At 60.6% G+C, this 15,386-nt stretch carries 11 protein-coding genes; 3 read left to right on the top strand and 8 right to left on the bottom strand.

Annotated elements, in window-relative coordinates:
* The first annotated feature begins 103 nt into the window (after positions 1-103).
* On the top strand, positions 104-2,230 hold the full coding sequence (locus K1X71_00170; protein MBX7071530.1) for a DUF11 domain-containing protein: 2,127 nt from the start codon (positions 104-106) through the stop codon (positions 2,228-2,230).
* 155 nt (positions 2,231-2,385) lie between these two features.
* On the opposite strand, the gene K1X71_00165 is transcribed toward K1X71_00170, so the two are convergent.
* Positions 2,386-2,565 carry a hypothetical protein gene (locus K1X71_00165; protein ID MBX7071529.1) on the bottom strand — a complete coding sequence of 60 codons (180 nt, stop codon included), beginning with the start codon at positions 2,563-2,565 and terminating at the stop codon, positions 2,386-2,388.
* A 194-nt stretch (positions 2,566-2,759) separates the two neighbouring features.
* On the opposite strand from K1X71_00165, the gene K1X71_00160 reads away from it, so the two are divergent.
* Complete coding sequence (locus tag K1X71_00160) at positions 2,760-3,923, top strand: hypothetical protein (GenBank protein MBX7071528.1); 1,164 nt, start codon at positions 2,760-2,762, stop codon at positions 3,921-3,923.
* Between the two features lie 23 nt (positions 3,924-3,946).
* On the opposite strand, the gene K1X71_00155 is transcribed toward K1X71_00160, so the two are convergent.
* The gene (locus K1X71_00155; GenBank protein MBX7071527.1) at positions 3,947-7,594 is read right to left on the bottom strand and encodes a PQQ-dependent sugar dehydrogenase; all 3,648 of its coding nucleotides are present in this window, start codon (positions 7,592-7,594) and stop codon (positions 3,947-3,949) included.
* 174 nt (positions 7,595-7,768) lie between these two features.
* On the bottom strand, positions 7,769-8,479 hold the full coding sequence (locus K1X71_00150; GenBank protein ID MBX7071526.1) for a pyridoxine 5'-phosphate synthase: 711 nt from the start codon (positions 8,477-8,479) through the stop codon (positions 7,769-7,771).
* 33 nt (positions 8,480-8,512) lie between these two features.
* On the opposite strand from K1X71_00150, the gene K1X71_00145 reads away from it, so the two are divergent.
* Positions 8,513-9,517 carry a phosphonoacetaldehyde hydrolase gene (locus K1X71_00145; GenBank protein ID MBX7071525.1) on the top strand — a complete coding sequence of 335 codons (1,005 nt, stop codon included), beginning with the start codon at positions 8,513-8,515 and terminating at the stop codon, positions 9,515-9,517.
* Between the two features lie 46 nt (positions 9,518-9,563).
* On the opposite strand, the gene K1X71_00140 is transcribed toward K1X71_00145, so the two are convergent.
* The 5 genes from K1X71_00140 to K1X71_00120 form a co-directional block, all read right to left on the bottom strand.
* Complete coding sequence (locus tag K1X71_00140; GenBank protein MBX7071524.1) at positions 9,564-10,349, bottom strand: ABC transporter permease; 786 nt, start codon at positions 10,347-10,349, stop codon at positions 9,564-9,566.
* 1 nt (position 10,350) lies between these two features.
* Complete coding sequence (locus K1X71_00135; protein ID MBX7071523.1) at positions 10,351-11,145, bottom strand: ABC transporter ATP-binding protein; 795 nt, start codon at positions 11,143-11,145, stop codon at positions 10,351-10,353.
* Positions 11,146-11,486: 341 nt separating this feature from the next.
* Positions 11,487-12,650 carry an ABC transporter permease gene (locus tag K1X71_00130; protein MBX7071522.1) on the bottom strand — a complete coding sequence of 388 codons (1,164 nt, stop codon included), beginning with the start codon at positions 12,648-12,650 and terminating at the stop codon, positions 11,487-11,489.
* Positions 12,647-13,603 (bottom strand): ABC transporter ATP-binding protein, encoded by a 957-nt coding sequence (locus K1X71_00125; protein MBX7071521.1) that lies wholly within the window; start codon positions 13,601-13,603, stop codon positions 12,647-12,649. The genes K1X71_00130 and K1X71_00125 overlap by 4 nt, the downstream gene beginning before the upstream one ends.
* Before the next feature lie 375 nt (positions 13,604-13,978).
* Positions 13,979-15,223, bottom strand: coding sequence for a PEP-CTERM sorting domain-containing protein (locus K1X71_00120; GenBank protein ID MBX7071520.1), 1,245 nt, complete (start codon positions 15,221-15,223; stop codon positions 13,979-13,981).
* Positions 15,224-15,386: the final 163 nt, after the last annotated feature.

Here is a 15,386-nt window from a genome sequence, read left to right as displayed (position 1 = left end):
ATCGATACTCTCGCCGCGGTCGATATTCCCTCCTGCAAGTTTGGCCAGCGCCGCGCAAGCGCCGGTCGGTCTACAGGGAAGCGACCTCTTCGCGGGTGAGATGATGCTGAAGCGACTCTTTGCCGTCCTGGCGATCGTGTTTTTGTTGTTGAGCGGACTCGCCTATCTGCTCGACGCCGCGCTTGCCGGCCAGCCGTCCCAAAGCTCGTGGTTGGATGCTTTGTTGCCGCGCGGGTCCGCGGCCTATGCCGCTGAGCCAATGGCCATGCGCCCGGCCAGGGCCAGTTCGCGGCGCGCCCTGCCTGCGCGTCGCATTCGCGCGGCCGAAGCCATGGAATCCGACCTGGCAGGCGTCGAACCAATACCCGCGCACGATCCGCTGCACGACCAAGCGGTTGTTGTCGCGCCCGTTTCCGCTACCGATGAGTTCGGTCCGCCCCACGAAGATCGAGATGTCGTCGCGGACTTGGCGGCGCCGACCGATGTGAACACTGAGCATTTCACGCCGCTGGCCGATCTGGGCAGCGACGCCCCCGAATCCCTCGTTCAGAGTGTTGCCTCAGAGCCGGAAATCGAAATTGCGACAGATAATGCGCCATCTGCCACCTCGAATTACGAGTCGGGCGAGCCAACTCTCGCCGAACAATCGCCGACTCGTCACGACGAATTCCAGATGGTCGAATCGGCGATCGAGGATGGCGAACACCATGGCGATGCGGCCGCGATGCTCGGACCCAAGCATTCGCCTGCGCCGCTTGGACTCACCGGAGCGCCCGATGGCGCCACTGGCGCGGGATCAGAAGTCGAGTGCGGAGCCGACGAGTTTGACGGCAGCGACGATCAGCAGCAATCCGAGGCTGACGGGGCGCTCCCATCCGCCGGAGCCGTGCTGCTTCGCTGGCGAACGCCGCGCGAGGTGAGCATCGGTCAGCAGATGCACTGCGGCCTCGAAATCAAGAACACCGGCGGCGCGGTTCAAAACGTTGTCGTCCGGGCAACTCTCTCCAAGCATGTGCGCCTCGATGGAACCAATCCCAAGCCACAGCGCAAAGAGCGTCAACTCATCTGGCAGTTGGGGGAGATCGAGGAAAATGGCAAGCGGCTGATCGAATTCGAACTGACTCCGGAAACAGAGGGCGAAGTCACGCCGCAAGCCGATGTCACTTTCACACGAGCTACGCAGGCCCGCATTCAGGTGCTGCGTCCCGACCTTGAGCTCACCCTCGAAGGGCCGGCCCAGATGATCAGCGGTCAGGCGGTCATGTACGAGTTCAAGGTCCACAATCCCGGTAGCGGGCGTGCGCATAATGTGGTGATCGAAGCCACCCTGCCCGAGCCGCTCAAGCATCCCGAAGGCGCCAAGTTGTCATACTCCGTCGGCACGCTGGGCCCTGGCGAGTCGCGCCTGGTGCAAACGCCCATCACCGGCGTCAAAGCCGGCGCGTGGGAACTGTCTGCTCGCGCCACCGCCACCGGCAACCTGGTGGTCGACCGCAAGTTGCCGGTCGAGGTCGTCAGTCCTCGCCTTCAGGTCGCTGTCGATGGTCCGCGGTTGCGCTATGTCGATCGCCAAGCGCGCTATGTCGTCCGCGTCCACAACCCGGGGCCAGCCCCCGCCAACAATGTGCAAGTCTTCGACGCGGTACCGGCCGGTTTCCGCTTTGTCGAAGCGAGCAGCGGCGGCGCTTACGACAGCCAGACGCGCCAGGTCGCTTGGTTTGTGGGACGCCTGGAGCCCAATGCCACGGCCGAAGTCGATGTGCAACTGTTGCCGATCGAAGTGGGCGAGCAACAAGTGTCCGCCATCGTCAAGGCCGACTCCGGAGTTTCCGAACAAGCCGCGGCGTCTACCCGAGTCGAAGGAGTGGCTTCGATCGCGCTTGATGTGATCGATGCCGACGACCCCGTCGAGGTCAACGGCGAAACGACTTACGAAATCCGCGTGACCAATCGTGGCTCACGTCCGGCCAGCCAAGTGCAGGTGGCCGCCAAGCTCCCGTCACAAATGGAATCGCTTGATGTCGCGGGCCCAACGAATGGCCGAGTGGAAGCCGCGCAGGTGATTTTTGACCCGCTGGAGCAACTCGACGCGGGCCAGACCGAAGTCTATCGCATCAAGGTGCGCTGTCTCCAAGCGGGCCATGCCAGCTTCCGCGCCTACTTCCGCACCGCCGAAACGGCCAAGGCGGTGGTCGAAGAGGAACTGACGCGCATCTATCAAGACGAGTAGGCCATCGTAAGTCGCCTGTCGGTCGATCGAACGTCGACTGACAGCACAGCGCTGCGGCCGCTCGCAATCCGATTTCAAACGGCGCCGATGGTGGACTCAGGGGGGCCCACCATCGGTGTCCGGCTTTTCTGGGCGCGGCAACACTCGCGCTCGGCCTACTTCGACTTCTTCTTCGCGGTCTTCTTGATCGCCTGCTTTGGGGCAGCGCTCTTCTTCTTCGTGCTCTTGGCCGGCTTTGCGGGCTTGGCGGCGGCCTTCTTCTTGCCCCCGAAAATCCGATCCCAATTCTCCGAGAACTCCGGCGAAGCTCCCGACCGTACTATAGGACCACCCACGTTGTCGACTCCTTGGTTGAAACGAGCAGTTCGCGACTAGGGCTCGCATTGTAAAGTTCGCTGCGGTTCTCACAAGGCGACCTGCCTAATCGCTGGCGGTCGACTTGCGGGCGGTTTACGATTGAATCGCAAAAGCCATGCAGACCACCATGGCCGGGGCCATCATCTGCTGCCAGTTGCGAAAGGGTCGATCAATGCGAGCTACCTGTGCCTTGCTCTTCGCCGCAATCGTTGGAGCCAGTGTCGCCACTGCACAAGAAAAGCCTCCGCTCGCGCAGTACACAGGCTGGATCACCGCGCTGGCGTTTTCTCCTGATGGCGCGACGCTCGCGGCCGTTGGCGGTCAGTCGCTGCTCTATCGTCCCGGCACGGTCAAACTGTGGGATCCCAAAACGGGCCAAGAGAAGCGCGCCTTGGATGGGCACGCCAGCGCCGTCTGGTGTGTCGCTTATTCCCCAGACGGCAAGTTGCTGGCCACTGGCAGCTATGACCATCAAATCAAACTCTGGGACCTTGAAAAAATGGCTGAGCGCGCCACGTTGGCCGGACATAAGAACTGGGTGACTGGACTCGCCTTCGCGCCCGATGGCCTCACCCTCGCGTCGTCGAGCGAAGATGGCACAGCGCGCTTTTGGGATGTCGCCGCGGCGCAGCAAAAAGCAATCATCGAACCAGCGCATGCCGGAATGATCCGCGGCTTGGCCTATTCGCCCGATGGCAAACTGCTCGCCACCGCAGGCAGCGACAAGCTCGTCAAGGTTTGGGACACCGGCAACAATACCGAGAAGTTCAAGCTCGAAGGGCACACCGAGCCTGTCTGGTCAGTGGCCTTTTCCGCCGATGGCCAAACACTCGCCTCCGCCGGCGGCGATCGCTCGATCAAACTTTGGGACGTCGCCAGTGGCGCCAACAAGGCCACACTCACCGGTCATACCAACTGGATCACGACGGTTCGCTTTTCTCCCACCGGCCAGCAACTCGCCTCGGCCGGGTACGATCGTTCAATCCGCTTTTGGGACGCGACTAACGGCGCCCCAGGGCCAGTCCTGTATGGCAACAAAAGCACCATCTGGGCACTGGCCTACGCGCCCGATGGCAAGCTGTTGGCGTCTGGCAGTCAAAGCGACTCGCTCCGTATCTGGGATCTGGCGTCGATGAGCCAGACGCTTGGCCCCGAGTTGGCGCCGCCACCGCCTGAGCCCAAGCCGGCCGAGCAGGCGCCTGCGGAGCCAAAGCCCGAGGACAAACCGGCCGAGGCCGCGCCCGCCGAAGAAAAACCTGCCGAACCCAAGCCAGAAGAGAAGCCGGCCGCGGAAAAGCCAGCGGAGCCAAAGCCCGACCCCAACCCCCCGGCGTGATTGGACATTGTAAGGGGGGAGGGCTAGCCGTCGGACCACCGCTCGCCGAAAGACGCAGGACTGTCATTGCGCGCCATGATTCTCCAGCGGATCAAGCTGATGGGGCTCCACCACGCCCGCTGGCCTGCCGCTTGTTGTTCCCATTGCGCAAAGTACGCGGCGCGCGCCAATTGCGCGCGGGCAAGGATGTTTCTTGCAGCGGAGTTGTTCGTTGGTCTTGTCGCGCCGCTAGTAGATGCCGGCAGTACGATTGTCTCAGGCGCCTTGGCGGCGCCGGGCCCTGTTTCTTCAACCAGTAGCGCAGCGCTTGCCGCCGGCATGAAGTTATCTGCCCACAATGTGTAGTCGGCGCCGTTCACCAATCCGTCACCGTTAAAGTCTCCTTGAGCAAAGGTTGGCGGCGGATTGCTTTGCTGAAAATGATCGGCCCAAGAAGTGTAGTCGGCGCCATTCACTAGCTGGTCCCCATTCGCGTCGCCGGGCAGCAATCGAAATTGAAAGCTGAAACTCCCACCTGCGGTTCCGTTGCCAGATGGAAAAGCGCTGCCACTGCCGCCAACGCTCGGCGGATTGACCCATTCGCCGTCCAATCGCTTGCCAAGCGAATCGACGATGGTGTCGGCAAGTTCCAGCGTATACAGTCCAGCGCCGAGGGGTGCGCTTGTCTTCCAGATGCCAACCACCGTCCCTGCAATAGCGCCCGGTTGCGTGACGAATCCCGTCAGCGGAATCACTACGTTGCCGGGGCCGCGCAGCGTCAAATGCGACGCATTGACATTCATCGCTTCGGAGAACGTCAATTGCACTTCATTCACGCCCCCCAACGGCACGCGCCGCAGTTGTTCGCCCCCTGCGGGCACCGCGTAGCTCGGCCCATTCGCGCGTCCCAGCGAGACGCCAATCACCGTTGGCGATTGATTCGGTGGCGAGAGCGCGCTGGCCGGGACAATCTGCTTAGCGACGCTCGGACTCGACCAGGACAACTGAGCCACCGCGCCAAACATATCGTCAAAGTACTCCATGCGTATGGAGTAGCTCTTACCGGCGACCAATGCGATGCTGCCAGCGACCTCGGTCGGCGCCTGGCTCACCCATTGATCAATGACCAACTGCCCATCAATCCACAGTCGCACCCCGTCATCGCTGCGCGCGTAGAACGTGTACGTTTGCGAAAACTGTGGCGTGATTTGCCCGGTCCAGCGAACCGAAAATGTGTCGCTGGCCATGCTGGGGTCGGGCGAACCCTCGCTCCAATCAAAATCAATCGTGGCGTCGCTGCGCACCAAGGCAAGTTGCGACAGATCCTTTTCGTTGTAGTATTCGGCGATCAAGCCGCTGCTGATCACGGCGACATGAATGAAGTCCGGCTTGTGGATCGTGGCGATTCCGGCGGCGCTGGTGACGCTCAGCGTGACATCATAGTTGCCCGCCTGCGTGTACAAGTGGGTTGGGTTTTGTTCGGTACTGGTCGTTCCGTCTCCAAAATCCCATAGCCAGCCAGTTGGCGACAGCACGTCGGAGGCATCGGTGAAGTGCGTCGTCAACGTTGGCACGCCCGTTTGCGCGTCGGCGCTAAACTCGGCTTGGCCGCGATACCGCACGCGGAAGATTCTGGCGCCAGCCTCGATCGGTGATCCGGCTCCGAGATCCTTGTACAACTCGGTGAAGTACAAGCCGTCCGGACCCGCGGCCAGTCCCACGATGGTCCCTTTGCCCACGCCGTTGTATTCCACTAGCGTCGTCGGTCCCTCGACGAGATTGCCGGCCGCATCCAGAACGAACTCCGATATTCGCTTGCCCAGCATTTGCGGGCCTGTTGCGTACGTCGGACCGCTTTCCGTAACAAATAAGTGGTCCTGCTGGTCCACCGGAAACAAGCTGCCGCCAAATGTTTCGGGCTGAATAAATGTCAGGTTCACGGGCGCATGCGCGGGGGACCATGTATAGATCGCGTCCGTCAGCATGCTCTCGTCGGTGCCGTTGTAGCCATAGTTGCCGCCAGCGACTACCTGCGCCAAGCGATCGCGAGTGGGTCCGTTCTCCACTTCGTAGAGTTTGCCGTCGGCGGCTCGCCAAGCGCCGCCAAATGGATTGCGAAAACCATAGGCGTAGATGTAATCAGCGGCAGACACGCCATTATTTGCGTCGTAAAACGGATTGTCGGTTGCTGCCGTGCCATCCAGATTCATGCGCAGAATCTTGCCGCGCATAGTGTTCAGGTTGAGCGAGGTGGAAGGATCGAATCCATCCCCCATATGTACATAGAGCTTTCCATCGGGGCCGATCGACAGATGCGAGATTTGATGCGACTGGCCTTGTTCCTCTCCTGCCATATCGATGATGGTCGATTGAGTAGCAGCGGTGCGCCCGCCATCAGTGGAATGCAAGCGAATGACTTTCGGGTAGTGAGGCGCTAGCTCATCCGCCGGGTTGCTGCTGTAAAGCAGCGAGACGATCACGTCTCCTGTCGCCGGCTCCACCACAATCCCAGCCAGCCCCTGCTCGCCCGTGCCCGGAAAGTTGCCCGTTGGGTTAAAGTTCAACAGGCCAGTGGCGTAAGTCGAGACCGCGCCACCACGGGTGACCACCTTGATCGTTCCGTATAGCTCCGTCACGTAAAACAACGGATCGTTGGCATTCGGACCTGGATTGGGCAAGAACTCGATATTCACCGGCAATTGAAAACCGCCCGCGAACTCGTCAATTGCGTATCCCGGTTCGATCGCTACGAACGGCAGCGCCGAGGCTCGTGCCAACTGCGAGAAATCGGGCTCGGTCTGCGCCGCGGTCCCAACGTAGGTGCTGCCGTCCCCGGCCACCCAAAAAATGGCTTGCGCGCCGGCCTGCAAACTAACGCTCGGTAAGTAAATAGACCGCGTAGCGCCCGAGTTATCGGTGAACGATAGCACCGAAGCGGCCACATTCACTCCCGAGGTTCCCGCCGTCAGCTTGATCCGTACATCACCATGCGCTGCCAACGGGGCCGGATTGACAACCTGATTCGGTCCGCTCGCCCCATCCAGCGCCAGCAAAAGCGCCGCATTGGATGTCTCCATTCTCAAACTGGCCGGTTGGGCGCCGCCTGGCAGGTCGATCGGATTCGATTCGCCATCTAGCCATTCAGATATTGGCTGATTGGTTACATCTTGCATTGCCAATGAAAACACGGTGGCGGGCGCGCCAGTCTGAAACTCGCGTGTCGCCCAATTGCTCACGGCGCCGGTCGAGTCGCGGAATCGAACCCGCAACTGATAATCGGTTTGATAATCAAGCTGCGTGTGTCCAGCCAATTCATTCTCAAAGACGCCGTCCCCCAGATGCGTGTGTGTCCGCTCCAACCCGGTGATCGCATCCGTGACCCACACGCGATGGTTGGAAGCCAGGGACCAAATCTCCCAATCAGTCGATTGGTGGGCGTCGCCATCCGCGTCGAAGTAAATCGGCGCCTCCATATGCACGTCGGCCGGATTGAGCGTCAAGCCATCTGTCAGCGGCTCGGTGATTACAGGTGTGGCAGGTGGCGTGCCGGCCAGCGCGGCCGCAACGACTTCCACTTGCTCAGAATCATGTTCATGTCCGGCGTGCATCAGCCGGCGCGCTTCCAACACCTCACACCGCAGCGCGCGACGGCGCGGATGTGACAGGGAGAATAGCCGAATGGGCTGTGACATCGATCAATTGCGCTTTGAACGGTGAGAGGGGCGCGAGGCAGACGACTCCGCCAAAGGTCGCGATCTCCGCCGCCTCAGCTCGGCGGAATGCTCCTTGCTCCCCCAATTGGGATGAGATTCGAGACTAATTGCCACCACCGCTCGCCGCAATCAGATTCCACGGAAGGCCGGCTATTAAATCAATTCCTTCATTTCCCGCACGGCTGACTGAAAACCAACCATGAGCGCGCGAGCCACGATGCTGTGGCCGATGTTTAGCTCATCCATCTGCGGAATCGTGGCGACAGGCCGCACATTGCGGTAGGTCAATCCGTGGCCGGCGTGCAGCGTCATGCCCGCCGCCACTATCTGTTGCGCCGCCGATCGCAACGCCTCCAATTCCCGCTCCAGTTCGTCGGCATGCCGGGCCAACGCGTATTTCCCGGTGTGCAATTCCACTGCCGTGGCGCCAAGTTGTTGGGCGGCGTCAATCTGCGCTGTCTCGGGATCGAGGAACAAGCTCACCAAGATGCCGGCATCTTGGAGTCGGCGCATCGCCTCTGACAAACGCTTTCGCTGTCCCGCCGCGTCCAGCCCTCCTTCGGTCGTGACTTCTTCACGACGCTCCGGAACGATTGTTGCTTGATCGGGCCGCAACTGGCACGCCAAAGCCAACACGTCGTCGGCCAACGTCAACTCCAGGTTCAGCTTGACGGCAACCGTCTCGCGCAGAACGCGCACATCGCGATCCTGAATGTGCCGGCGATCCTCCCGTAGATGCACCGTAATGCCGTCGGCGCCTCCCAACTCAGCAAGCGCCGCCGCCCACACAGGATCGGGCTCGTTGGTCTTTCGCGCCTGCCGCACAGTGGCCACGTGATCGATGTTCACTCCCAACTTCGCCATGGATGTCTCGATTGCGCTCTGGGCTGGTGCATGATGTTGTTGCGAGCTGCCGATTATACTCGGCCAGTCGGCGCGCCAACTGGCTCCTTTCGCCTCCCTGACGTCGCTGCTAAATTGTCCTTCAAATGCCGGTCAGGGGAGGAGGCATTGAGTGCAGCGGCCGAGTCCCGGCCAGCGCTGCTCACTTTCGCTGGCAACTACCCGCAGGAAACCATCGTGCCGCATACGACAACCTCCGCACGCATTCGCCTCGTCGTCTTCGATTGGGCCGGCACCACCGTCGATCATGGCTGCTTCGCGCCGGTCGCCCCCTTTATCGACGCCTTCCAAGAGGCGGGGGTTGCGATTACCTCTCCCCAGGCCCGAGCGCCAATGGGGCTGCACAAGCGAGACCACATTGTCGCCCTGTTGCAACAACAGGAAATCGCCGCCGCTTGGCGCCAAAAACATGGCCGGGATTGGACCGAGGCCGACGTAGATCAACTGTATGCCGCCTTCATTCCCAAACAGCTCGCCAGTGTGGTGGCAGTGAGCCGGCTTGTGCCGGGCGTTCTCGAAACGGTCGCCGAGTTGCGCCGCCGCGATGTCAAAATCGCCACCACCACCGGCTTCTTCAAGGAAGCGGCCGCGCTGGTCTATCAAACCGCCCGCGAACAGGGCTATGCGCCGGACGCCAGCCTTTCGGCGGGCGATGTCGAGCGCGGTCGCCCCGCCCCCTGGATGATCTTTCGCCTGATGGAACAGCTCGATGTGTTCCCCCCGGCGGCGGTGATTAAGATTGGCGACACCGAGCCCGATATTGGCGAAGGGCGCAATGCCGGCGTCTGGAGCGTGGGGGTTGTCGCTACCGGCAGCGAAGTGGGCCTCACGGCCGAAGAACTTGCCGCTCTAACCACGAGCGAACGCCACACGCGCCTCGCCGCGGCGCGGCAAAAACTGCTCGCCGCCGGCGCGCACTACGTGGTCGATTCGGTAGCCGACCTGCCGCGCTTGCTGGTCGAAATCGAAGAGCGGCTTCAATCCGGCGATCGCCCCTGAGACGCCAGCATTCGCCCCGCCGCGCGCTTTGGCCGGGTTGCTGTCGTTACTCCATGCCCAGCCGACTCAAGTATCCGCGGTCGCGCACCACGCCGAGCATCCATACAAAAAACGTCGCGCCCGCCGCCAGATATACGGCGTTCAGGCCAAACGAAATCAATAGCTGCGACCAGTTCAATCCATCGCCGTCTAGCGCCTGTCGCATGCCCTCGAACACATACGTCGATGGCAATGCCCGCGCCACGATTTGCAGCCAACCGGGCAGCACGTCGACCGGATAGAACACTGCCGAGAACGGTTGAATCAAAAACGGAATCCCCCACACCAGCGCCTCGGCCGATTGACCGAACCGCAGCACTAGCGCCGTGGTGCACATCCCCACCGCCCAACCAAACAAAAGCAGGCTGGCCATGAACGGCGCCAGCGCTATTCCGACGTCGAGCAGGTTAAAGTCATAAAACATCAGCGCCAATAGCCCCAACGTGGTGGCCGTGAGCAGCGATTTGATGATCCCGATCATGCAGGTCGATAGCATCAGCTCAAAGGTCGTCACTGGCGAGAGAAATATGTTAAGCAGATTCTTGGTCCAGATCTCTTCGGTCACGCTCAGCGTGATTGCCTGTTGCGATCGGTACAGCACGTCCCAAAAGATCAAGGCGCCCAGTAAATAGACTACCGCCTGCGGCACAACCATCGTCTTCAGATACGCGGTTAAAAAGCCCCATACCACGAGGTCCATCACTGGCCAAAAGAATATCTCTCCGGCTCGGACCAGGCTCCGGCGGTACAAGAACAGGTACCGCATCGTTAATCCCGACACGCGAAGCCACATGTTAAACGGGCTCCTTCAAACGCGTTAACGATGTCGCGATCGGGCGCGACTCGTAGTCCAATCCGTCGCCATTCCGCGCGATCGAGATGAATACCTCTTCCAGCGACTGCGCCTGTCGCTCGCGCATGATGCTGTGCGGTGAGCCCTCGGTCACCAGATTCCCCTTGGCCAAAAAGATCACGCGATCGCAAAGTTCGGTGATCTCGTTCATGTTGTGCGATGTCCAGACGATCGTCAGGCGCCGCTCGTGCTGAATATCGAGCAAATTGCTGCGCACCTTCTCGGCGATGTCCGGATCGAGGCTTGCCGTCGGCTCATCGAGGAACAACACCTCCGGATCGTTGAGCAGCGCCTTGCAAAGATTAACCCGCGTCTGCTGCCCGGACGAAAGGCTCCCCGTGATGCGCTTGAGCGTATGCTCCACTTCGAACCGTTCGACCAAATCTTTGATCTTGCACTGCGGCTTTCGCAATCCGTATAGCCGGGCAAACACAAACAGGTTTTCCCACACGGTCAAGTTCGATGGCAACGAGATGTACGCGCTCGAAAAATTCACCCTCTGCAAAATCGCCTGGCGGTGTTTCTGGATGTCCATTCCCAGCACCCGCGCCTTGCCGCTGGTGGGAGTGGTCAGCCCCAAAATCATTTGGATGGTGGTCGTCTTGCCCGCTCCGTTGGCGCCCAATAGCCCCAGGATTTCGCCGGCCGCCGCATGAAACGACAACGCGTTGACTGCCGTCACCTCGCCAAATCGCTTGGTGAGTTGCGAAACCTCAATGGCCATGGGTTGCGACAAAGGAAACCTCTTCGAGGAGCCAGAGAATGTGCCGGCGGGCGAGCAGGCGGAGGGCGGGCGTCTTCTAAGTATATCGCTGTCCACTCTGGAGCCGAAGCCATCGCCGCGACAACTACACACGACTATCCCCGCGCAAGTCGTGCTTGCAATGCGACTTGCGTCATTTGCACAAATGTGCGACTTCCCTTGGCCGTATGACCGAATACTCGCGGCATATCGATCGTCGCAGCGGCAAAATCGCTACAACTCGAACAGGCCCAGGCGATTGGTCCCGCGCGGCATTAGCCCACGCGCTGAGTCCCTCTAGCCAATGCGTCCACGCCAATTCGCAGGCGAACTGCTCAATACCAACGGAACAATTTGAGCGAAGCCACAAAGCAGACCACTGCCCACACCAACAGCACTCCCATGTAGTACAGCGACTGCCCCATGCCTGCGCCTTCGATCATGATGGCGCGCAGGCCTTCAATCAGCGCGGCCAGCGGGGTCAAGCGAATCAACGGTTGCACCGCTTCGCCAAATCGCTCGGATTGAAAAAAGATGCCAGATATCATCCACAGCGGCAGCATCACCAGGTTGATGATTCCCGATGCGGTCTCCAGCGTCATGGTCCGACTCGCCACCACCAATCCCATGCCGGCGAACACCCACGCGCCTAGAAAAATGAAGATTGAGAACGCGAGCCAACTCCCTCGAACGTGAATATCAAAAAGCCACCAGACCGCGATCAGCATCAGCGCGACCTCGGTCATCATGAAGAAAAAGCGGCTCAGAATCAGCCCCGCCAGAAACTCCGCCTTGTTCATCGGCGTCGTGACAAATCGCTTGAGCAGGTGCCGCACTCGCAAGTCGACCACCACAAATCCCACGCCCCACATCCCGGCGCTCATGAGCCCCGCGCCAATCAGGCCCGGCACGAGAAAGTCGATATAACGCCCGCCAATCTCACGGTACCGCACATCTTCAATCGCGATGGCGTCCTGCCGCCCGGCCGCGCGTTGTAGCACGTCGTCCACCGTGCGCCGTGCCGCCACGCTGTCCTGTCGCGTCGCGTCGAACAGATACTCCACTTGCAGAGCGTCGAGCGATGGCCCCACGCCGGCAACACCATCGGTCGACTGGGGAACGACCACTAACATCGTGCGCCCTGTCTTGAGGTTCATTCGCGCGGCCGCCTCGTCGACCGACTTCGCGCGAATCACGATCTCCGGCCGGGTCTTGCCAAGCGCCGATACAATCAGCGCGGCGCCCGGCGCCGATTGCACGTCGACAATGAACGTCTCGGCGTTCGGATTTTCAAACGCCATGCCCAGCACGATCGCCATCAGCACTGGAAATATGTAGACCCAGAAAATCGCCGACGGATGGCGAAAGAACTCTTTGACCCGCGTGACGATGATTTGCCATAGCGCCGAGTAATGGCGATTGTCCAAACAAGGCGCTGGCGTCGGTGGCACGACATCCGATCGCGGATCGTTGATCCGAGGTTCTTCCACGCTCGTCATACCGCCTCTCCGCCGTCGCGCAGGTGCCGCCCGGTCAGGGTCACAAAAACATCCTCCAAGCTGGCATGACGCGTCGTTAAGCTGGTCAACCGCTCTCCCTCCTGCTCCAAGCAAGCAAGCAGCGAAGGTAGCGCCAGGTGGGGTTCTTCAACCATCAGGCAGTACTGGTCGCCGTCTCGCCGCACCGTGCGCACGCTTTGCACACCGCCCAGTACCTTCGTGGAGCGCTGCGCAAAGCCATTCTGCCCGGCCAGTGTAAACTCCACCATGTGCTCGCCCCCCAAGTTGGCGATCAACTGGTGCGGCGTGTCGCACGCCATGACACGGCCGCGGTCCACAATCGCCACTCGGTCGCACAGCCGCTCGGCCTCGTCCATATAATGCGTTGTCAGCAGTACGGTTCGGCCCCGCGCGCGAAAGTTGCGAATCAACTCCCACAGTTGCCGCCGCGACTGCGGATCGAGTCCCGTGGTTGGCTCGTCCAGGAACAATAGCTCAGGGTCGCCCACCAGCGCGCAAGCCACGGCTAACCGTTGCTTTTGTCCACCAGATAACGTCTTGGTCCAACTCGAAGTTTTCTCTTCCAGCGATACCTGCCGCATGGCGTCTTCCGGCGACAGTCCACGCCGGTAGAAGCTGCGAAATAGCGTCAGAACTTCGCGCACGCTCAGTTTCTCTGGCAACCGCGTCTCTTGCAGCGAGATTCCGATCCGCTGCTTGATCTCGTTGTCCTGCGCCCCCCATTGTCGCCCCAGGATCTCGACCACGCCGCTCGTGGGCCGCAGTAATCCCTCCAAGATTTCAATCGTGGTCGTCTTGCCAGCGCCGTTCGGGCCCAATAGGCCAAAACACTCCCCCTCGCGCACGCGCAGGTTGAGCCCATTAACGGCGTTCACCGGTGGTCGGCCGGGATATTGCTTGTGCAGATCGCGGCAAAGAATTGCGTCGGGCAAGGCAGACTTTCGGCAAACCGGGCTGATGCGCCAATTGCAACGGTCGGGCGCCAGGCGAAACCCGACGGCGAAGGCTGGGAACCTGCCACGCCGATTCATTGCCCAGCCATCAGTGAAAATTACGCGGCTGGCCCGTCATTATAGCTAGTAGTCGCTTCGCCAACATGCCACGCAAATGAGGCCAAAACCGAAGCAAATTGACTGTTGGCGTCGACGGTCTGTGCCGGCTTGTCCTTGTTTGTCGCAGTTCGCAGCGATCAGCCAAAAAAAACGCCAACCTCAAAGCCGGCGGACGAACCAATGGGTTTGTCCGCCAGCCGAGGTTGGCGTCGTCAAATCGGCCTATTATCTAGGTGGCTAGGCCAAATGCTGGCCTTAAGCCGAGCGGCGCAGGCGCCGTGCCGCGCTCGCCGCCACGCCGATCATGCCCAACACGACCAGCGCCAACGTCGACGGTTCGGGTACCGGCACCACGCGCTCGTTAAGGGCCCGCACCGTGTAGTTGAGAGCGCCACCTTCGTTGCCGAGAACCACTCGCGCGTCCAGCAGGCTATAGTCAACGCCGCTGGCGGAATCAAACTCCAGCGCGGCATTGCGAAGCGCGACACTGACTGTCTGACCGAGCACGTCGAAACTGAGCAAGGTCACCTCGGGAAACGCGATGCTCGTATCGAGCGGCACATCTCCGCTGATCTCGCCAATCGGAATCGGCAGCTCCGGCAATACCTGGACCGGCAACGGCACCGACAACGTCGTTCGCATATCGTCGCGAGACTGACCACTGACAATCACTCGATCGAGCTGCAAGGCGGCCGACAACGGAAACGGCAGCGCGCCGGTGTTGATAGTGGGCACTCCCTGCGAAATCGGGATGGATCCGATCGGAAGTCCGAGAAAGCTCAATTCCAAGCTCGCGTCGAGCTGCGCGTTGACATCAGTCGAGATATCACCCGGGATTCCAGTCAGGCCGAGCGATGGGTAGTTGTAGCTGCCAAGTGGAAACAAGGAGGTGGGGACTCCCGTCCCAGCGGCAAGAACTCCCGATTGCTGAAAACTCAAATTCTGCAACGTGCCCGACGCGCTGGCCGTCAGCTTTACTTCCGGTCCCAAGACCGTGTCCACGCTGATAGTCTGTCCGAGGATCGTTGTAGAAAAGTTAATCGGGTAGCCTATCGAAGCCGTCGCTGTGAGCTCGTTCAGCGCGAAGCCCTGGGGATTCGGCGTAAGGTTGAGCGACGTGTTGGCGATGCTCACGTTCTGCAGCGCATGGGTATGCGTGTTGTTGACCTGAATGATGGTCGAGGTCCCGGTTGGCGTGTCGTTGATCGTCGCGGAGAAGTCGATCGCCTGCGGCGCCACGTTCATGCTGACATCGGGAGCAGGAACACTGATCGAAAAGATGTTGTTCCAAGAGCCGTTGCCGACCCGCCACTGAATATCACCCACCAGGCTGGAACGTACGAGCGCCTCCACCGACACATCACCGTTCACTGCGACTCCTGTCGAGATGCTGTCAGGTCCAGGAGGTCCGGTAAAATCGACGTTGACGGGGCCTTGGGCCCACGCAGAAAATGGAACGAGGGCGGCGAAAACAAAAAGTAGCTGGATTGATTTCTTCATTAGTCCCTTCCTTTGCTGCTTGATGCCGCAACCCAAATCAGGGTTGCTCACCAGTTGCACCAAGCGCGAATTTACGGTCGTCCGCGGCAAATCAGAAAGTCTGCGATCATGAAAACTCGCCCGCCGCAGGCTATGGGCGGTAGGTATGCGTTTTCTCATTCGC

Source organism: Pirellulales bacterium (assembly GCA_019694455.1).
GTDB lineage: Bacteria > Planctomycetota > Planctomycetia > Pirellulales > JAEUIK01 > JAIBBY01.
Note: the sequence above shows the minus strand (reverse complement) of the source record. Positions and strands in the feature narration are given on the sequence as shown.

Excerpts from the sequence above, each read along its gene's own strand:
- K1X71_00170 (MBX7071530.1), top strand. The coding sequence starts at position 104 with ATGCTGAAGCGACTCTTTGCCGTCCTGGCGATCGTGTTTTTGTTGTTG.
- K1X71_00160 (MBX7071528.1), top strand. The coding sequence starts at position 2,760 with ATGCGAGCTACCTGTGCCTTGCTCTTCGCCGCAATCGTTGGAGCCAGT.
- K1X71_00155 (MBX7071527.1), bottom strand. The coding sequence starts at position 7,594 with ATGTCACAGCCCATTCGGCTATTCTCCCTGTCACATCCGCGCCGTCGC.
- K1X71_00150 (MBX7071526.1), bottom strand. The coding sequence starts at position 8,479 with ATGGCGAAGTTGGGAGTGAACATCGATCACGTGGCCACTGTGCGGCAG.
- K1X71_00145 (MBX7071525.1), top strand. The coding sequence starts at position 8,513 with ATGTTGTTGCGAGCTGCCGATTATACTCGGCCAGTCGGCGCGCCAACT.
- K1X71_00140 (MBX7071524.1), bottom strand. The coding sequence starts at position 10,349 with ATGTGGCTTCGCGTGTCGGGATTAACGATGCGGTACCTGTTCTTGTAC.
- K1X71_00130 (MBX7071522.1), bottom strand. The coding sequence starts at position 12,650 with ATGACGAGCGTGGAAGAACCTCGGATCAACGATCCGCGATCGGATGTC.
- K1X71_00120 (MBX7071520.1), bottom strand. The coding sequence starts at position 15,223 with ATGAAGAAATCAATCCAGCTACTTTTTGTTTTCGCCGCCCTCGTTCCA.